The following is a 15644-nucleotide window of genomic DNA, read 5'->3' on the forward strand; positions in this document are numbered from 1 at the left end:
TTACCCAGGGGTACGTCCGGCGTGCGCACACGGTTCACCGGCTACCCCGGCAGCTGCCCGACGGCGGCCTTGGCGTCGATGATCGCGAAGTTGGCGCCCTGGTCGTCGGTGACCGCCGCCCAGCGCCCGAAGGGCGAGTCCGCCGGGCCCCGGGTCACCCGGCCGTGTAGTCGCCGAATCGCTTCCACGGCCCGGTCGGTGTCCTCGACTGCGAAGTAGACGTTGACGTGGGGCGGCAGTTCGACGGGGAACTCCGGGCCCATCAGGCAGCGCCCCAGCACCGCGTTGGCCGGTGTCGCCTCCTTGCCCTCCGGCGCGAAGATCCGGTAGTCGAAGCCCCCGGCGCCGCCGCGCTCTCCGGGCTCCTCGCGCTCTCCGGGCTCTCCGGACTCTTCGGGCTCTTCGGGCTCTTCGGGCTCTCCGGGCTCTTCCGGCGCTTCGACTTTCGTGGGCGCTTCGGCCTTCGTGGGCGCTTCGGCCTTCGCGGGGGCTTCGGCCTTCGCGGCCTCCTCCGGCTCCGCGCCGGTGGAGATCTGCTTGCCCGCGTAGCCGAACACGGCCTCGTAGAAGGCGTCCACGCGCTTCGTCTCGCGCGTGTAGATCTCCGCCCAGGCGTACGAGCCGGGTTCACCGCTCTTCTCGAAGCCGGTGTGCGTACCGCCCTGCCACACGGCGAAGACCGCGCCACCCGGATCGGCGGCCATCAGCATCGTGCCGTACGAACCGACCAGCACCGGGTCAGTGACGAGCTGTCCGCCCTGCTCGACGATCCGGCGGGCGGTGGCCCGGGCGTCGGACGAGGCGAGGTGGAGGTTCCAGACGGTCGGCATCCGACCGTCGGGCTTGGGGGCCAGCGCCGCGACATTGCGGCCGTCGGCCGCGAACGCCTGGGTGTAGTAGCCGTACTCCTTCTCGCCCTCCTGGAAGGTCCAGCCGAACAGCTCCCCGTAGAACCGCTTACCGGCTTCCAGGTCGGGCAGCATGGCGTCCGTCCAGCAGGGGACACCATCGGCGTAACCGGCCATGGACTGATCCTCTCGATCCGCGTCGATTCGTCACTTCAGACGGAGTGTCTGACTTGACACGCTATCGGGGGATCTCCAACCCCGCCCGGGGAAGATTCGAACACACGCTCCCTTGGCGGGCCTCCCCATTTGCAGGCACCGAATCGCGCGCTGATCACCGACCCGTAAACTGACGGCATGACAGGACAAGTTCGCACCGTCGACGGCCGTGTGGCAGGGCGCCGGGGACAGGCGACGCGGCAGAAGCTGCTCGACTGCCTCGGTGAAATGCTCAGCACGTCACCGTACCGGGACGTCAAGGTCATCGACGTCGCCCGGATGGCGGGTACCTCCCCCGCAACGTTCTACCAGTACTTCCCCGATGTCGAGGGCGCCGTCCTCGAACTCGCCGAGGAGATGGCCAAGGAGGGCGCCGGCCTCACCGAACTCGTCGCCGGACGAACCTGGGTCGGCAAATCCGGCGCGGCCGCCGCCGACGAACTGGTCGACGGCTTCCTCTCCTTCTGGCGCCGCAACGACGCGATCCTGCGTGTCGTCGACCTCGGCGCCGCCGAAGGGGACAAGCGCTTCTACAAGATCCGTATGAAGATCCTCAACGCCGTCACCAACTCCCTTACCGACGCGGTCAAGGAGCTCCAGGCGAAGGGCCGGGTCGACAAGGACGTCAGCCCCGCCGCCATCGCCGGCTCCCTGGTGGCCATGCTCGCCGCGGTCGCCGCCCATCAGAAGGGCTTCCAGAGCTGGGGCGTCAAGCAGGCAGAGCTGAAGCCCAATCTCGCCCTGCTCGTCCATCTCGGCATCACCGGCAAGAAGCCGACGCGCTGATCACCACCATGGCCGTCCATTGCGCCGCTTACGCCGGTCCACATCGATTACGAAGTCCTGCCCGCCACAACGCGGGCGCCGAAGCACCGGTCCTCGGGGGAGGTTGCCGGTCGTCGGCGCCCGCGTTCGACTGTCCGGCGGGCGATGACCGGGGACTTGAGGGATTTACGGTTTCGCGGTGCCGGGCAGTCGCGGGGTCAGCCGGAAGAGCCTGATCTCCCGTTCGACCCGGGCCGCATACGTCCCGTAGGGCGGCCAGAAGCGCAGCAGCGCCGCCCACGCGGCCTCCCGCTCCTCACCCCGCAGCAGCGCGGCCCGTACCGGGATGTCCTGCCCCTTCCAGTTCACCTCGGCCTCCGGGTTCCGGAGCAGGTTCACCGTCCAGGCCGGATGACCGGGCCGCCCGAAATTGCTTCCGATCAGCACGAACGTGCCGCCGTCCTCGGGCATGCAGGCCAGCGGCGTACTGCGGGGCAGCCCGCTCCTGGCCCCTACGGCCGTCAGCACGACCCCGGGCAGCATGCGCGCGCTCAGCAGCACCCGGCCGCCGCTCAGCCGGTGCACGGCCTTGTCCAACGCCGGTATGACGTGCGGCGCGACCTTGGCGAAGCCCCGCGTGGACGAGACCCGCTGAACGAGCGGCGTCATACGCCGGATGAGACTCACGCCGCCACCTCCCTCTCGTATCCCTCGAAGATGCCGGCCAGCTCCGCCGCGTACCGGCGCAGCGCGTGCACGGGCCCGAACAGCAGCTCGTCGGAGGCCGCCCGCTTGAAGTACAGATGCGCGTGGTGCTCCCAGGTGAAGCCGATGCCCCCGTGCAGCTGGATCGCCTCGCCGGCCGCCGCCCGCAGCGCCTCCAGCCCCTGCGCCAGCGCCAGCCGCGCGCTCACCGGGCCCAGCTCCCACGCGGCGTAGTACGCGGCCGAGCGCGCCGCCTCCACCCGTACGTACAGGTCGGCGAGCCGGTGCTTGACGGCCTGGAAGGAACCGACCGGCCGCCCGAACTGCTCCCTGACCTGTACGTACTCCACGGTCAGGGCCAGCGCCTGGCCTGCCGCGCCGACCGCTTCGGCCGCGAGCGCGGCGGCGGCGGATACACCCGTACGGGTGAGCGCGGGTCCGGGGTCGGCCGCCTCCGCGCCGCCCAGCGGCTCGGCGGGTACGTCCCGGAGCTGGACGCGGGCCTGCGGCCGGGTCTCGTCCAGCACCGTGAGCCGGGTCCGTACCAGGCCCGGGGCGCCCGCCCGTACGAGGAACAGACGGGTGCCGCCGCGGGCGTAGCCGCCGACGTGCGCGGCCACCAGCAGGACCCCGGCGCTGTGGCCGCCGTGCACCTGGTCGACCTGCCCGTAGAGCCGCCAGCCGCCCTCAGGGGCGCCGTCCGGGGCGTGGGTGGCGCCGGCGCCGCCCGGAGCGCCGGTGCGCCGTGCCTGGACGCCGCCGGTCCGGCCGCCGCCCGCCCACTCGGGGCCGGCCGCGCCGGTGAGGCCGAGCCCGGCCTGCGGGGCGGCGAGCGCGGCGGTGAGGGTGCCGTCGGCGAAGGCCGGGAGCAGGGCGCGCCGCTGGGCCCCGGTGCCGAGTCCGGCCACCAGCGGCGCGGCCAGCAGCGCGGTGCCGAGCAGCGGTGACGGGAGCAGTGCGCGCCCGGTCTCCTCGCAGGCCAGGGCGAGTTCGGTGGGCCCGAAGCCGGCGCCGCCGTACTGCGGCGCGAGGGCGAGGCCGGGCAGCCCGAGGTGCGCGGCGAGCCGTTGCCGCCACAGGTCCTCGTCGTATCCGGCGGTGGTCCGGACAGCGGCCTTGACGTCGTCCGGACCGCACCGCTTGTGCAGCAACTCCCGCAGGGTGCGCCTGATCTCACCCTGTTCCGTCGTGAACTCCGCATCCATGGCGAGCGGCTCCCGTCTCCCGTCCCATCAAATCTGATGTACCGTCAGATTCATGTCGCTTCAGGGTACTGGCAGCAGCCGGAAAGTCGCCGTCCTCGGTATCGCCCTTTCCGACTGCGGGCGCGTCGACGACGCCACCTCGTACGCCCTCCACGCCCAGGCCGCCCGGCGCGCCCTCGCCGACTCCGGGCTGCCGCGCACCGTCGTCGACGGCTTCGCCTCGGCCGGGCTGGGCACCCTCGCCCCCGCCGAGGTCGCCGAGTACCTGGGCCTGCGCCCCACCTGGGTCGACTCCACCGCCGTCGGCGGCTCCACCTGGGAGGTCATGGCCGCGCACGCCGCCGACGCCATCGCCGCCGGACACGCGAACGCCGTCCTCCTGGTCTACGGCTCCACCGCCCGCGCCGACCTCAAGGCCGGCCGCCGGACCGCCAACCTCTCCTTCGGCAACCGCGGTCCGCTCCAGTTCGAGGTCCCGTACGGCCACACCCTCGTCGCCAAGTACGCGATGGCCGCCCGCCGTCATATGCACCAGTACGGCACCACGCTCGCCCAGCTCGCCGAGGTCGCCGTCCAGGCACGGGCCAACGCCGCCCGCAACCCCGACGCGATGTACCGAGCCCCGATCACCGTCGACGACGTGCTCTCCGGCCCGCTGATCGCCGACCCGTTCACCAAACTGCACTGCTGCATACGCTCCGACGGGGGCTGCGCGGTGCTGCTGGCCGCCGAGGAGTACGTCGCGGACGCCGTGAAGCCGCCGGTGTGGGTGCTGGGTTCCGGCACCGCCGTCTCCCACACCTCGATGTCCGAGTGGGACGACTTCACCGTCTCCCCGGCCGCCGTCTCCGGCCGGCTCGCCTTCCAGCGGGCCGGGGTCACCCCCGCCGACATCGATCTCGCCGAGCTCTACGACGCCTTCACCTACATGACCCTGGTGACCCTCGAAGACCTCGGCTTCTGCGCCAAGGGCGAGGGCGGCCCGTATGTCACCGACGGCAAGGGCCGGCTGACCATCGACGGCGACCTGCCCGTCAACACCGACGGGGGCGGCCTCTCCGCCTGCCATCCCGGCATGCGCGGGCTGTTCCTGCTCGTCGAGGCCGTCCGCCAGCTGCGCGGCGAGGCCGGCGACCGCCAGGTCAGGCGCCCGGACGGCGGCCTCCCCCGGCTCGCCGTCGCCTCCGGGACCGGCGGCTGGTTCTGCTCGTCCGGAACGGTCGTGCTGGGGCGGGACTGACCGGCGCCCGGCCAGCGGGCTGCGGGTACGGGCTGCGGGCTGCGGGGTACGGGGTACGGGCTGCGGGGTACGGGGTACGGGGTACGGGCTGCGGGGTACGGGGTACGGGCTGCGGGCTGCGGGCTGCGGGCTGCGGGCTGCGGGCTGCGGGCTGCGGGCTGCGGGCTTATGCCGGTCCGGCCTGTTCCTCGTACCGGACCCGCACCAGGCCGCCGTACGCGGCGCGCAGCAGTCGCTCGGCGGTCCGCGGGTCGTCCACGCCGCACACCACATGGCCCCGCTCATCGGCCCCGACCGAGCGGAGGCCGAATCTGCCGTCCCAGCGGTCCCATTCGCCGCTGATCCGCCCGGCCGGCGCCTCGGCCCTCGTACGGGAGGCGCGGGTGTCGTGCAGTCGCACGACGACCCGGCCCGGAACGCCCCTGCACAGCGCGGCGTCGAACGCGGCGGAGGGCACCCGGTACACGTCCACCCGCTGGGTCTCCACCTCCGGCTCCACGCCGGAGTAGTACCTCGCGTACCGGCTCCGGGCCGCCAGCTCCCCGATGTACGCGACCGCCTGCTCGACCGCCGACCCGTCCACCCAGGGCGAGCCCATGTCCGCCGTCTCCTCCGGGGCCGGCGTGCTCACGGACGCCGTGACGCCCGCCCCCGGCCCGGTGCAGTCGGAGCCCCGCCCCGCCGCCCCGATCTGCGAGCCGCACCCCGCCGCGGCCACGGCGGCCACCGCGATCTCGGCCCGGGTGAGCCGCTCCCTGGTTCTCATGCCCCTTGGATGCCGGAGAGGGCGATCAGGTTCCACCGGACGGGCGAGGTGAAGGTACGGGCCCCGGGTCCGTGGCGAGGCGGGCATGGAGGTGGATGTCGCGGGGCCGGCCGGCGGTGTCGATCATGGCGCCGCGCAGCAGGCCCTCCAGTGCGTACCCGCAGCGCCGGGCGACCCCGCAGGAGGCGTGGTTGCCGATGGCGTGGCCGAGTTCGAGCCGGTGCAGGCCGAGGTCGCGGAAGGCCCAGCGGGTGCCCGCTTCCAGGGCCCGGGACGCGATGCCGCGCCCCCGGCCCTCGGGGAGGACCCAGTACGCGACGCGGGCGCTGCGCATCGTGCGGTCGATCATGCCGATACCGAGCTGCCCGAGGGTGATCCCGCCCTCGGTGACCGCGAAGTTCGCCGAGGTGCCGCTCCGCCAGCCCTCGGCCCGGCTCCGGATGAAGCCCCGGGCGCCCCGCTCTCCGGGTTCGGGGGCGTTCGCGGTGTTCCAGCGGCGGTACTCCGGGTCGGCCAGGCCTCGTACCGCCACGGCCAGGTCGTTCTCCTCCCAGGGCCGCAGCAGCAGTCCGTACGCCTCCAGTTCGACTGGCTCCAGCTCTACGGGTTCCGGCATGCGGTCATTCAAACAGCCGGGCGGAAGACCGGGACGGCGGGCGCCCCCCGCTCCGGGACGGGCGGCCGGAAGTGCGCCCGCAGCGGCATCCCGATCCGCAGCGCGCTCTCCTCGCAGTCCGTGACCTCGGTCATCATGCGCGGCCCCTCCGCCAGATCGACGACGGCGGCGACATACGGGACGCGGTCGCGGTAGGGCGGCAGGTCGTTGCGGTGGACCACGGACCAGGTGTAGAGCGTGGCGAGCCCGGACGCCTGCTCCCACAGGACGTCCTCGCTCCAGCAGCTCGGGCAGAACTCGCGCGGATAGTGATGGGCGGCGCCGCACGCCGAACAGCGCCTGACGAGCAGCCGTCCGGTGGCGGCGGCGTCCCAGTAGTGGCGGGGTGAAGGCGTCAACCTCGGGAACGTCGGTCATCAGAAGATCCCGAGGGCACTGTCGAGCGACCACGTCTGCCAGCTCATCGCGAACAGGGCGACCAGCGAGATCAGCGCCATCATCGCGTTCTGCCCCTGCTCGGCCCAGTCGTGGATCATGAGCACCAGGTAGAGCAGATTGAGCAACAGCCCGCCGACCAGGGCCACCGGGGTCAGGAAGCCCGCCGTGAGGCCGAGGCCGAGCGCGAGTTCGGCGTAGACGACGACATGGGCCATCACCTTGGGGCGCGGCGAGACCACGGCCGCGAACCCGCCCTGGACCACGCTCCAGCGGTGCTTGGCCGCGACATCGGAGGCCCAGGCGATGCCGGTGCCGCGTTCGAACCAGCCCTTCTTGTCCTTGTGCCGCCAGCTCTCCAGCCACCACAGGCCGAGGCCGATGCGCAGCACGGCGAGCCATTCGGGGCCGGTGAGCCAGATCGTCCGCATGGCGAGCCCTCCTGGAGCACATTTTCTGACGACACGTCAGTTGACCGGATGAGGGGCTCCCCGCGCAAGGCCCCGGGACCGGACCGCGCTACCTTCCGGTAGGACAATTCACACGACCTGCACGTCCCCCGCCCGTCCCCCGCCCGTCCCCCGCCTGTCCCAACTCCCGCCCTCACACCCGTCCCCGCACCTTCTCGCGGGCTTACACACTCCCCCGCTCGTCCCCGCGGGGCCGCTCCACCCGAAGCGGCCCGCGCCGCACTCCCGGAGGCCGCCATGACCGACACCCCCGCATCCGCCGCATCCGCCGCCGCCCCCGACGCCATCGTCATCGGCGCCGGCCCCGGCGGACTCGCCGCCGCGGCGGCCCTGCAGAGGCGTGGCATACGCACCCTGGTCCTTGAGCGGTCGGAAGCCGTCGGGGCCTCCTGGCGGCAGCACTACGACCGCCTCCATCTACACACCACCAGACGCCTGTCCGGCCTGCCCGGCTTCGCCATCCCCCGGGCGTACGGACGCTGGGTGGGCCGGGACAACGTGGTCCGCTACCTGGAGCAGTACTCCGAGTTCCACGACCTGGACGTGGCCACCGGCATCGAGGTCGCCCGCGTCGAACCCGTCGCCGACGGCCCGAACGGCGCCATCACCGGCTGGGCCCTGCCGGCCACCGGAGGCCGCCGGCTGACCGCCCCCAACATCGTGATCGCCACCGGCCACAACCACACCCCGCGGATACCGCAATGGTCCGGCCGCGAAGGCTGGAGCGGCGAGCTGCTGCACGCCTCCCGCTACCGCAACGGCGAGCCCTACCAGGGCCGCGACGTACTGGTCGTGGGCGTCGGCAACACCGGCGCCGAGATCGCCGTGGACCTGGTCGAGGCGGGCGCCGCCCGTGTACGCCTGGCGGTGCGCACACCCCCGCACATCATGCGGCGCTCCACGGCAGGCTGGCCCGCCCAGGCCACCGGCATCATGGTGCGCCGACTGCCGACCCGGCTGGTGGACCGGATCGCCCCGTACGTGGAGCGGATCAGCACGCCCGACCTGGCCGGGTTCGGACTGCCGCGCCCGGACAACGGCCTGTACTCCCGCGTCCTGGACGGCTCCATCCCGGTGCAGGACGTCGGCCTGATCGCCGCCGTCCGCGCCGGCACGGTCCAGCCGGTCGCCGCCGTCGAGGGTTTCGACGGTGACGACGTGCTGCTCGCCGACGGCACCCGCCTCGCCCCGGACGTGGTGATCGCCGCGACCGGCTACCGCAACGGCCTGGAGCCGCTGGTCGGCCACCTCGGCGTCCTCAACGAGCGCGGCCGCCCCCGGGTGCACGGCTCACGGACCCCCAAGGAAGCACCCGGTCTGTACTTCACCGGCTACACCAACCCCATCAGCGGCATGTTCCGCGAGATGGCCATCGACGCGGAACGGATCGCCAAGGCCGTGGCCGGACGGCGATAGGGCACCTCCTTTCCCGGGTATCACGTCAGCGAACGAGTGCGGACGCCGGGCGGCCCGCACCCCGCATCGCCGCGGTCCGGCGGGCCGGCCGGCCCTCTCCCCCTCAGCCGGCCGGCCCGTCCCCGGCCCGCGCCCGGCCCGTGTTCGGCCCGTGTTCGGCCCACCCTTGGCGGCACCCCGCAGCTTTCCCCCTCCCCCGACCATTCCTGACGGTCCGTCAGTTCAGTTAACCTGACAGTACGTCAGTTCTGTGGACCTTCGAGCAGGAGCGGGCGAGACCATGCTTGGATCGACATACAGCACCCGCGACCCCGACCCCGCCGGCCCCGGTCGCATCGCTCCACGCCCGGACGACGTGGACGTCGGCGGCCGCCCGCTGCACTCCGCCGTCCCCGACCTGGACCGGTTCTTCCGGCCCGAGGCCGTGGCCGTCGTCGGGGCGTCCGACACCGAGGGCCGCCCCAACACCGGCATCACGCGGCAGTTGATCGCCTGGGCCGAGCGGGTCGGCGCCCGGCTCCACCCGGTCAACCCCGGCCGCGCGACCGTCTTCGGGCTGCCCTGCCACCCTTCCGTGGCGGAACTGCCCGAGCACGTCGACCTCGCGGTGCTCCTGGTCGCCGACCCCCTTCCCGTCATCGAGCAGCTCGGCGAGGCCAAGGCCAGGTTCGCCGTCGTCTTCGCCTCCGGCTTCGCCGAGACCGGTGAGCAGGGCGCCGCCGCCCAGGCCCTGCTGGCCCGGGCCGCCGCCCGCGCCGGACTGCGGCTGCTCGGCCCCAACACCAACCTCAACGCCTTCGAGACCTTCCGCGAGGACCTCACCGGACCCGCCATCGCCCTGATCACCCAGTCAGGCCACCAGGGCCGCCCCGTTCACACCCTCCAGGAACTCGGCATCCGGCTCAGCCACTGGGCCCCCACCGGCAACGAGGCCGACCTCGAAACCGCCGACTTCATCTCCTACTTCGCCCAGCAGCCGGACACCGGTGCCATCGCCGTCTACGCCGAAGGACTCAAGGACGGCCGCTCCTTCACCCTCGCCGCCGACCACGCCGCCCGCAACAAGGTTCCGGTGGTCATGGTCAAGGTCGGCCGCACCGAGGCCGGGGCCCGTACCGCCGCCTCCCACACCGGCAAACTGACCGGCGCCGACGACGTGATCGACGCCGCCTTCCGGCAGTTCGGCGTCATCCGGGTCGACGGCCTGGACGAGCTGCAGGACACCGCCACGCTGCTGGCCCGGGCCAGGCCGCCGACCGCCGAGGGCGTCGTCGTGTATTCGATATCCGGCGGCACCGGCGCCCATTTCGCCGACCTCGCCACAGCGGCCGGGCTTCCGCTGCCGGCCCTCTCGCAGGAAAGGCAGGCCGAACTGCACCAGTGGATCCCGGAGTATCTGAACGTGGCCAACCCGGTCGACAACGGCGGCCACCCGGTGGGCGACTGGCGCGGCCGCAGAATCATCGACGCGATCCTCGCCGACCCCGATGTCGGCGTCCTCATCTGCCCGATCACCGGCCCCTTCCCGCCGATGAGCGACAAGCTGGCCCAGGACCTGGCCGACGCGGCGGAGACGACCGACAAGCTGATCTGCGTGATCTGGGGCTCCCCCGTCGGCACCGAGGACGCCTACCGCCACACCCTGCTGGGCTCCTCCCGGGTCGCCACCTTCCGCACCTTCGGCAACTGCATCACCGCCGTACGGGCCTACCTCGGCCACCACCGCTTCACCGCCGCCTACCACTCCCCCTTCACCGATGCCCCGCGCACGCCCTCGTCCTCGGCACGCAAGGCGCGCGGCCTGCTCCACCCGGGCACACAGCTCAGCGAGCACGCGGCGAAGCAGCTGCTGCGGGCGTACGGCATCCGCGTCCCGCGCGAGCAACTCGTCACCAGCGCCGCCGGATCCGTCCGGGCGGCCGGTCTCGTGGGCTACCCCGTCGTCATGAAGGCCTCGGGGGCGCGCATCGCCCACAAGAGCGAACTCGGCCTGGTCAAGGTCGGCCTCACCTCCGCCAGCCAGGTCCGCGACTCCTATCGCGAACTCACCGACATCGCCCGCTACGAGGACGTCGAACTCGACGGCATTCTCGTCTGCCAGATGATCGAGCGCGGCGTCGAGATGGTCATCGGCGTCACCCACGACCCCCTCTTCGGCCCCACCGTGACCGCCGGCCTCGGCGGCGTGCTCGTCGAAGTCCTCCGCGACAGCGCCGTCCGCGTGCCGCCCTTCGGTGAGGCCACCGCCCGCGACATGCTGCGCGAACTGCGCGGCGCACGCCTGCTCGACGGCGTACGCGGCGCGCCGCCCGCCGATGTCGACGCGCTCGTCGACGTCATCCTCCGCGTCCAGCGCATGGCCATGGAACTCGGCGACAGCCTCGCCGAACTCGACATCAACCCGCTGCTGGTCCTGCCACGCGGCCAGGGCGCGGTGGCGCTCGACGCACTCGCCGTCTGCCGTCAGGAGCTGCTCCCCCATGACTGATTCCCCCCGTGAAGAACCGGTTGGTCCTGTTGATCCCGTTGATTCAGTTGTACGGCACGCCACTGACAACGGGGTCCTGTGGATCACCCTCGACCGCCCCGAGGCCATGAACGCCCTGACCTGGGAGCACCGTGAGCGCCTCATCGGCCTGCTCGAAAGCGCCTCCGCAGACCACGCCGTTCGGGCCGTGGTCCTCACCGCCACCGGCCGGGCCTTCTGCGCCGGTGCGGACCTGCGGGCCGCGACCGCCGGCACCGGCGAACCGCTGCCCGGCGACACGGCGCGCACGATCCGGCGCGGGGCCCAGCGCCTGGTCGCGGCGGTTCTGGACTGCGAGAAGCCGGTGCTGGCCGCCGTCAACGGGATCGCGGCCGGGATCGGCGCCCATCTCGCCCTGGCCTGCGACCTCGTGATCGCCGCCGACACCGCCCGGTTCGCCGAGGTCTTCGTCCGCCGCGGTCTCGTCCCGGACGGCGGCGGTGCCTATCTGCTGCCGCGCCTGGTCGGCCCGCAGCGTGCCAAGGAACTGCTCTTCTTCGGTGACGACCTCCCGGCCCCGGCCGCCGAACGCCTGGGCCTGGTCAACCGCGTCGTCCCCGCCGACGACCTCGACAAGACCGCCCGCGCCTGGGCCGAACGCCTTGCCTGCGGCCCCACCCGGGCCCTCACCCTCACCAAACAGCTCGTCAACGCCTCCCTGGACACCGACCGTACGACCGCCTTCGCCGCCGAAGCCGCCGCCCAGGAACTGAACATGGTCACGGCCGACGCCCAGGAAGGCGTGCGCAGTTTCGTCGAGCGGCGCTCACCGCGCTTCCGGGGTCATTAACGCGGCCGGGTGCGGAGGGACGGCGGGCGGCAGGACGGCGGGCGGCAGGACGGCGGGGCAGCAGGACAGCGGGGCAGCAGGACAGCGGGGCAGCAGGACGGCGGGGCGGCAGCCCTTCCTATCTGATGGAACGTCAGCTCTAATGGATACTGTGATGGGACACGCAGGCATGGCGGCGACCGCCGTGCGCTATCTCCGCTCGGTCGGCGCCCTGACGGTCACGGAGCCACCGAATCCACTGCCACGCCCCGAACTGCGGGCCGTACGGGCGGACGAACGGGCACCGGTCGATCCCGGCGCGTTCCGGCGCGTGCTGGGCACCTTCGCGAGCGGCGTCACCGTCGTCACCTCGCCGGGCGATGACGGCGAGGGCCCCGCGGGCTTCGCCTGCCAGTCGTTCGCGTCGCTGTCCCTCGACCCGCCCATGGTGGTCTTCATGGTGGCCCGTACATCCACCACCTGGCCGCGCATCGCCCGCGCGGGTGTCTTCTGCGTCAACATCCTCGGGGCGGACCAGGCGTCGCTGTGCCGGGGCTTCGCGGTGAGCGGCGCGGACAAGTTCGCCGGCGTGGCATGGGATCCGTCCCCCGCGACCCGCTCACCGCGGCTGCGCGACGCGCCCGCGTGGGTCGACTGCACGATCCACGCGGTACACACCGGCGGCGACCATCTGATCGTCGTCGGCCGGGTGGAGGACCTGGGCTGCGCCCCCGGCGACGCCGACCCGCTGCTGTTCCACCAGGGCCGCTTCGGGAGCTACGTGCGCGCGTAGACCACGATCCTCCGCGTGTTGCCGGACTCCTCGGCGACGAAGAGCCCCCGGTCGCCGTAGACCGCCACGGGTATCTCCAGCCCCTTGGTGAGCGCCTTGGCCGAGCCCGAGGTGAGCGACACCGAGACCGGCGTCCCCGCTTCGTCGTCGAACGCCGACTCGCCCGTCATCCCGTACGCGATGCCGTCGTCCCCGACGGTGACGAGCCGGACGGCCTCTCGGTCCTCGCTCTCCGCGAAGCAGCGCCCCTTCCCGGTCTTCAGGTCGAAGGCGACCACGTCGTAGACCAGGTATCGGCCGCTCGGCGACAGTCTCACCGGCGTCCGGTCGTCGTTCAGGAGCTTCTCGTCGGCGCAGGCCACCTGGGCTCGCACCTTGCCGGTGGCCGCGTCATGGACCGCCCACAGGTCCGCACCGTCGTCCTGGGCCGTCCACGTGGCGATGACGTCGCCCGCGGCGCCGGTCACCACATGGCCGTTCACCCCCGAGGTGACCTCGGTCGCGGCGCCCGCCGGGGCTACGTCACGGCTGTACCAGCGGCCTTCCACACCGAAGCCCCCGTTGCTGTTGGAGATCACGGGGCCGTACGCGGAGGCAGCCACGAAGTTTCCCTCCACACAGCCCGTGTACTCGCATCCGACCTCGACTTCCCCCGGGTCGTCGTAGCGGCCGACCTTGCCGGAGACCATGTCGACCACGGCTGCGAAGTCATCGCCGTCCCACGTGATCAGCAGACCGGCGCCACCGTCCCGGACCTTCAGGTCGGCCCGATGGTCGTCCACGTCCTTCACCGGGACCCTCACCGTGCGCGCGGGCGCCACCGGGTCGCCCTTGGCGTCGGCGGGGTAGATCAGGACCTCGACGATCTCCTTGCCCTTGTTCAGGTCGTCCTTGCCGACCGTCCCGTGCGCCCAGGCCACCACGTAGTCGCGGCCGCCCTGGCGGACCACGACCACGCCCGGGATCTCCACCGCGTCGCCGTTCCCGGCGGACGGGTCGTCCACACTCGCCGGCGGCTGCCAGGGCTTCCCGCGCCAGCGGATCCCGCCCGTGCCGACATCCCGGACCACCGGCACGTAGCCGTCCTCGGAGGAGTCGAGATACGCGACGCCGTCCGACCCCTGGGAAGCGGCCACCGGTACGCTCCGGACCTCCTCCGGCATCCAGGTCAGAGCCTGTTCCCAGCCCTTCGTACGGTCGTAACCGGCCGGAACGGCGATCCTGGTCAACGGCGAGGCCGACGTCCCGTGCCCGGGCTGGTCCTTCCCACCCGCGCCTTTGCCGGCTCCCCCGCCGCAGGCCGTCAGGGACACCGCAACCACCGCGATCACCAGCGCACTTGTCGGAAAACGCACCTGGGCCCTCCCTCCGTGCCGGAAGGAGGGCCCGGCCAACGCGGTCGTCCCCCGGCGACACGATCAATGTGCCGCCAGGCTATCAACCGCCTCGGACAGCCAGTGGTGTTGCCGTCACCGCCACACTGCCCCGCCGCCGGATCACCAGCGCCATCAGGGCCGCCACCGCGCACAGCGCGCCGGAGCTGTACCAGACCACGTCGTACGAGCCGAGGGTGTCACGCGCAACGCCGCCGAGGTAGGCGACAAGAGCGGCGCCGACCTGGTGCGAGGCGAGGACCCAGCCGAAGACGATGGCGCCGTCCTCGCCGTAGTGCTCACGGCACAGCGCGATCGTGGGCGGGACGGTGGCGACCCAGTCCAGGCCGTAGAAGACGATGAAGAGCACCATGGGCGGATGCACGGTGCCGGCCATCAGCATCGGCAGGAACATCAGCGACAGCCCGCGGAGTCCGTAGTAGACCGCCAGCAGCCGGCGCGGGCTGAAGCGGTCGGTGAACCACCCCGAGGCGACGGTCCCGGCGATGTCGAAGACACCGATGACCGCGAGCAGCGAGGCGGCGGCCGTCACCGGCATGCCGTGGTCGTGGGCGGCGGGCACGAAGTGGGTTTTGACCAGACCGTTCGTAGAAGCGCCGCAGATCGCGAACGTCCCCGCCAGCAGCCAGAACGTTCCTGTACGGGCCGCCGCGAACAGCGCCCCGACCGCCCGCCTGGCGGCGCCCGGAACGGGCAGCGGCTTCGGCGTGAAGGCCTCCGCGCCGTACGCCGCCACACCGACGTCGGCCGGGTGGTCGCGCAGCAGCAGCCACACGAAGGGCACGACAGCCAGCGCCGCGCAGGCGACGGTGAGGGCGGCCGGGCGCCAGCCGGAGTGCTCCACGATGACCGACAGCAGGGGCAGGAAGACCAGCTGGCCCGCCGCACCGGCCGCCGTGAGGATGCCGGTGACCAGGCCGCGCCGTGCGACGAACCAGCGGTTGGTGACGGTCGCCGCGAAGGCCAGCGCCATGGAGCCGCTGCCCAGGCCCACCAGCACCCCCCAGCACAGCACGAGTTGCCAGCTCTGGGTCATGAAGACGGTCAGGCCCGCCCCGACCGCGATCGTGGTGAGGGCGCAGGCCACCACCCGGCGGATGCCGAACCGGTCCATCAGCGCTGCGGCGAAGGGTGCCGTGAGCCCGTACAGGGCGAGGTTGACCGAGACGGCGAAGCCGATCATGCCGCGTGACCAGCCGAACTCGGTGTGCAGCGGGTCTATGAGCAACGAGGGGAGCGAGGCGAATCCGGCGGCCCCGATCAGCGTCACAAACGCCACCGCCGCTACCGGCCAGGCGCGGTGGACGCGGGGTTTCCGGGGCCTGCCGCGCAGCGGCGGCCCCGCGTCCTGGACGACGCTCTGCGCAGGGGACTGAACGAGAGGCTGAGCGGCTGGTTGCGGTGTCTGCGTCACCGGAACAGCTTCCGCCCCCGGATCGCACAAAACGAGTGGCCCGATGGCCATGATCTGCAAGGATC

Annotated in this window: 14 protein-coding genes and 1 pseudogene; 6 read left to right on the top strand and 9 right to left on the bottom strand. The window is 72.5% G+C overall.

Annotated features, from left to right (window positions below; all coding sequences use genetic code 11):
- Positions 1 to 41: 41 nt before the first annotated feature.
- Positions 42 to 1025, bottom strand: a complete 984-nt coding sequence (locus tag RWE79_RS16845; protein WP_475940894.1) for a VOC family protein — start codon at positions 1023 to 1025, stop codon at positions 42 to 44.
- Between the two features lie 177 nt (positions 1026 to 1202).
- Here RWE79_RS16845 and RWE79_RS16850 point away from each other — a divergent pair, with 177 nt between their 5' ends.
- On the top strand, positions 1203 to 1850 hold the full coding sequence (locus RWE79_RS16850) for a TetR/AcrR family transcriptional regulator (protein ID WP_475940895.1): 648 nt from the start codon (positions 1203 to 1205) through the stop codon (positions 1848 to 1850).
- A gap of 165 nt (positions 1851 to 2015) precedes the next feature.
- Here the strand turns inward: RWE79_RS16850 and RWE79_RS16855 are convergent, their stop codons facing one another.
- Together RWE79_RS16855 and RWE79_RS16860 are read right to left on the bottom strand one after the other, a co-directional pair.
- Positions 2016 to 2498, bottom strand: coding sequence for a nitroreductase family deazaflavin-dependent oxidoreductase (locus RWE79_RS16855; protein WP_475940896.1), 483 nt, complete (start codon positions 2496 to 2498; stop codon positions 2016 to 2018).
- A 14-nt stretch (positions 2499 to 2512) separates the two neighbouring features.
- Positions 2513 to 3739 (bottom strand): acyl-CoA dehydrogenase family protein, encoded by a 1227-nt coding sequence (locus RWE79_RS16860; RefSeq protein ID WP_475940897.1) that lies wholly within the window; start codon positions 3737 to 3739, stop codon positions 2513 to 2515.
- Between the two features lie 52 nt (positions 3740 to 3791).
- Between RWE79_RS16860 and RWE79_RS16865 the strand changes: the two genes are divergently transcribed.
- Positions 3792 to 4979 carry a thiolase C-terminal domain-containing protein gene (locus tag RWE79_RS16865; protein ID WP_475940898.1) on the top strand — a complete coding sequence of 396 codons (1188 nt, stop codon included), beginning with the start codon at positions 3792 to 3794 and terminating at the stop codon, positions 4977 to 4979.
- Between the two features lie 166 nt (positions 4980 to 5145).
- On the opposite strand, the gene RWE79_RS16870 is transcribed toward RWE79_RS16865, so the two are convergent.
- From RWE79_RS16870 to RWE79_RS16885, 4 genes and pseudogenes are all read right to left on the bottom strand, one after another.
- Positions 5146 to 5745, bottom strand: coding sequence for a hypothetical protein (locus RWE79_RS16870; RefSeq protein ID WP_475940899.1), 600 nt, complete (start codon positions 5743 to 5745; stop codon positions 5146 to 5148).
- Between the two features lie 25 nt (positions 5746 to 5770).
- Positions 5771 to 6361 (bottom strand): GNAT family N-acetyltransferase, encoded by a 591-nt coding sequence (locus RWE79_RS16875; RefSeq protein WP_475940900.1) that lies wholly within the window; start codon positions 6359 to 6361, stop codon positions 5771 to 5773.
- Between the two features lie 8 nt (positions 6362 to 6369).
- Positions 6370 to 6778, bottom strand: a pseudogene (locus RWE79_RS16880) (Zn-ribbon domain-containing OB-fold protein).
- On the bottom strand, positions 6778 to 7227 hold the full coding sequence (locus tag RWE79_RS16885) for a DoxX family protein (protein ID WP_475940901.1): 450 nt from the start codon (positions 7225 to 7227) through the stop codon (positions 6778 to 6780). The pseudogene RWE79_RS16880 and the gene RWE79_RS16885 overlap by 1 nt, the downstream one beginning before the upstream one ends.
- Positions 7228 to 7503: 276 nt before the next feature.
- On the opposite strand from RWE79_RS16885, the gene RWE79_RS16890 reads away from it, so the two are divergent.
- The 4 genes from RWE79_RS16890 (at position 7504) to RWE79_RS16905 (ending at position 12771) form a co-directional block, all read left to right on the top strand.
- A complete protein-coding gene (locus RWE79_RS16890; RefSeq protein WP_475940902.1) occupies positions 7504 to 8682 on the top strand; it encodes a flavin-containing monooxygenase in 1179 nt (392 codons plus the stop codon).
- Between the two features lie 280 nt (positions 8683 to 8962).
- Positions 8963 to 11170, top strand: coding sequence for an acetate--CoA ligase family protein (locus RWE79_RS16895; RefSeq protein WP_475940903.1), 2208 nt, complete (start codon positions 8963 to 8965; stop codon positions 11168 to 11170).
- Positions 11163 to 11999, top strand: a complete 837-nt coding sequence (locus RWE79_RS16900; protein WP_475940904.1) for an enoyl-CoA hydratase/isomerase family protein — start codon at positions 11163 to 11165, stop codon at positions 11997 to 11999. Before RWE79_RS16895 ends, RWE79_RS16900 begins: the two co-directional genes overlap by 8 nt.
- Positions 12000 to 12153: 154 nt before the next feature.
- Positions 12154 to 12771: a flavin reductase family protein gene (locus RWE79_RS16905; RefSeq protein ID WP_475940905.1), complete on the top strand. Its 618-nt coding sequence runs from the start codon at positions 12154 to 12156 to the stop codon at positions 12769 to 12771.
- Here RWE79_RS16905 and RWE79_RS16910 read toward each other — a convergent pair.
- On the bottom strand, positions 12756 to 14126 hold the full coding sequence (locus RWE79_RS16910) for a hypothetical protein (protein WP_475940906.1): 1371 nt from the start codon (positions 14124 to 14126) through the stop codon (positions 12756 to 12758). The two genes, RWE79_RS16905 and RWE79_RS16910, sit on opposite strands and share 16 nt — an antisense overlap.
- Positions 14127 to 14208: 82 nt before the next feature.
- Positions 14209 to 15630 (bottom strand): MFS transporter, encoded by a 1422-nt coding sequence (locus RWE79_RS16915; protein WP_475945870.1) that lies wholly within the window; start codon positions 15628 to 15630, stop codon positions 14209 to 14211.
- Between the last annotated feature and the right edge of the window lie 14 nt (positions 15631 to 15644).

The sequence above is a fragment of the Streptomyces sp. RLA131 genome (assembly GCF_056270125.1).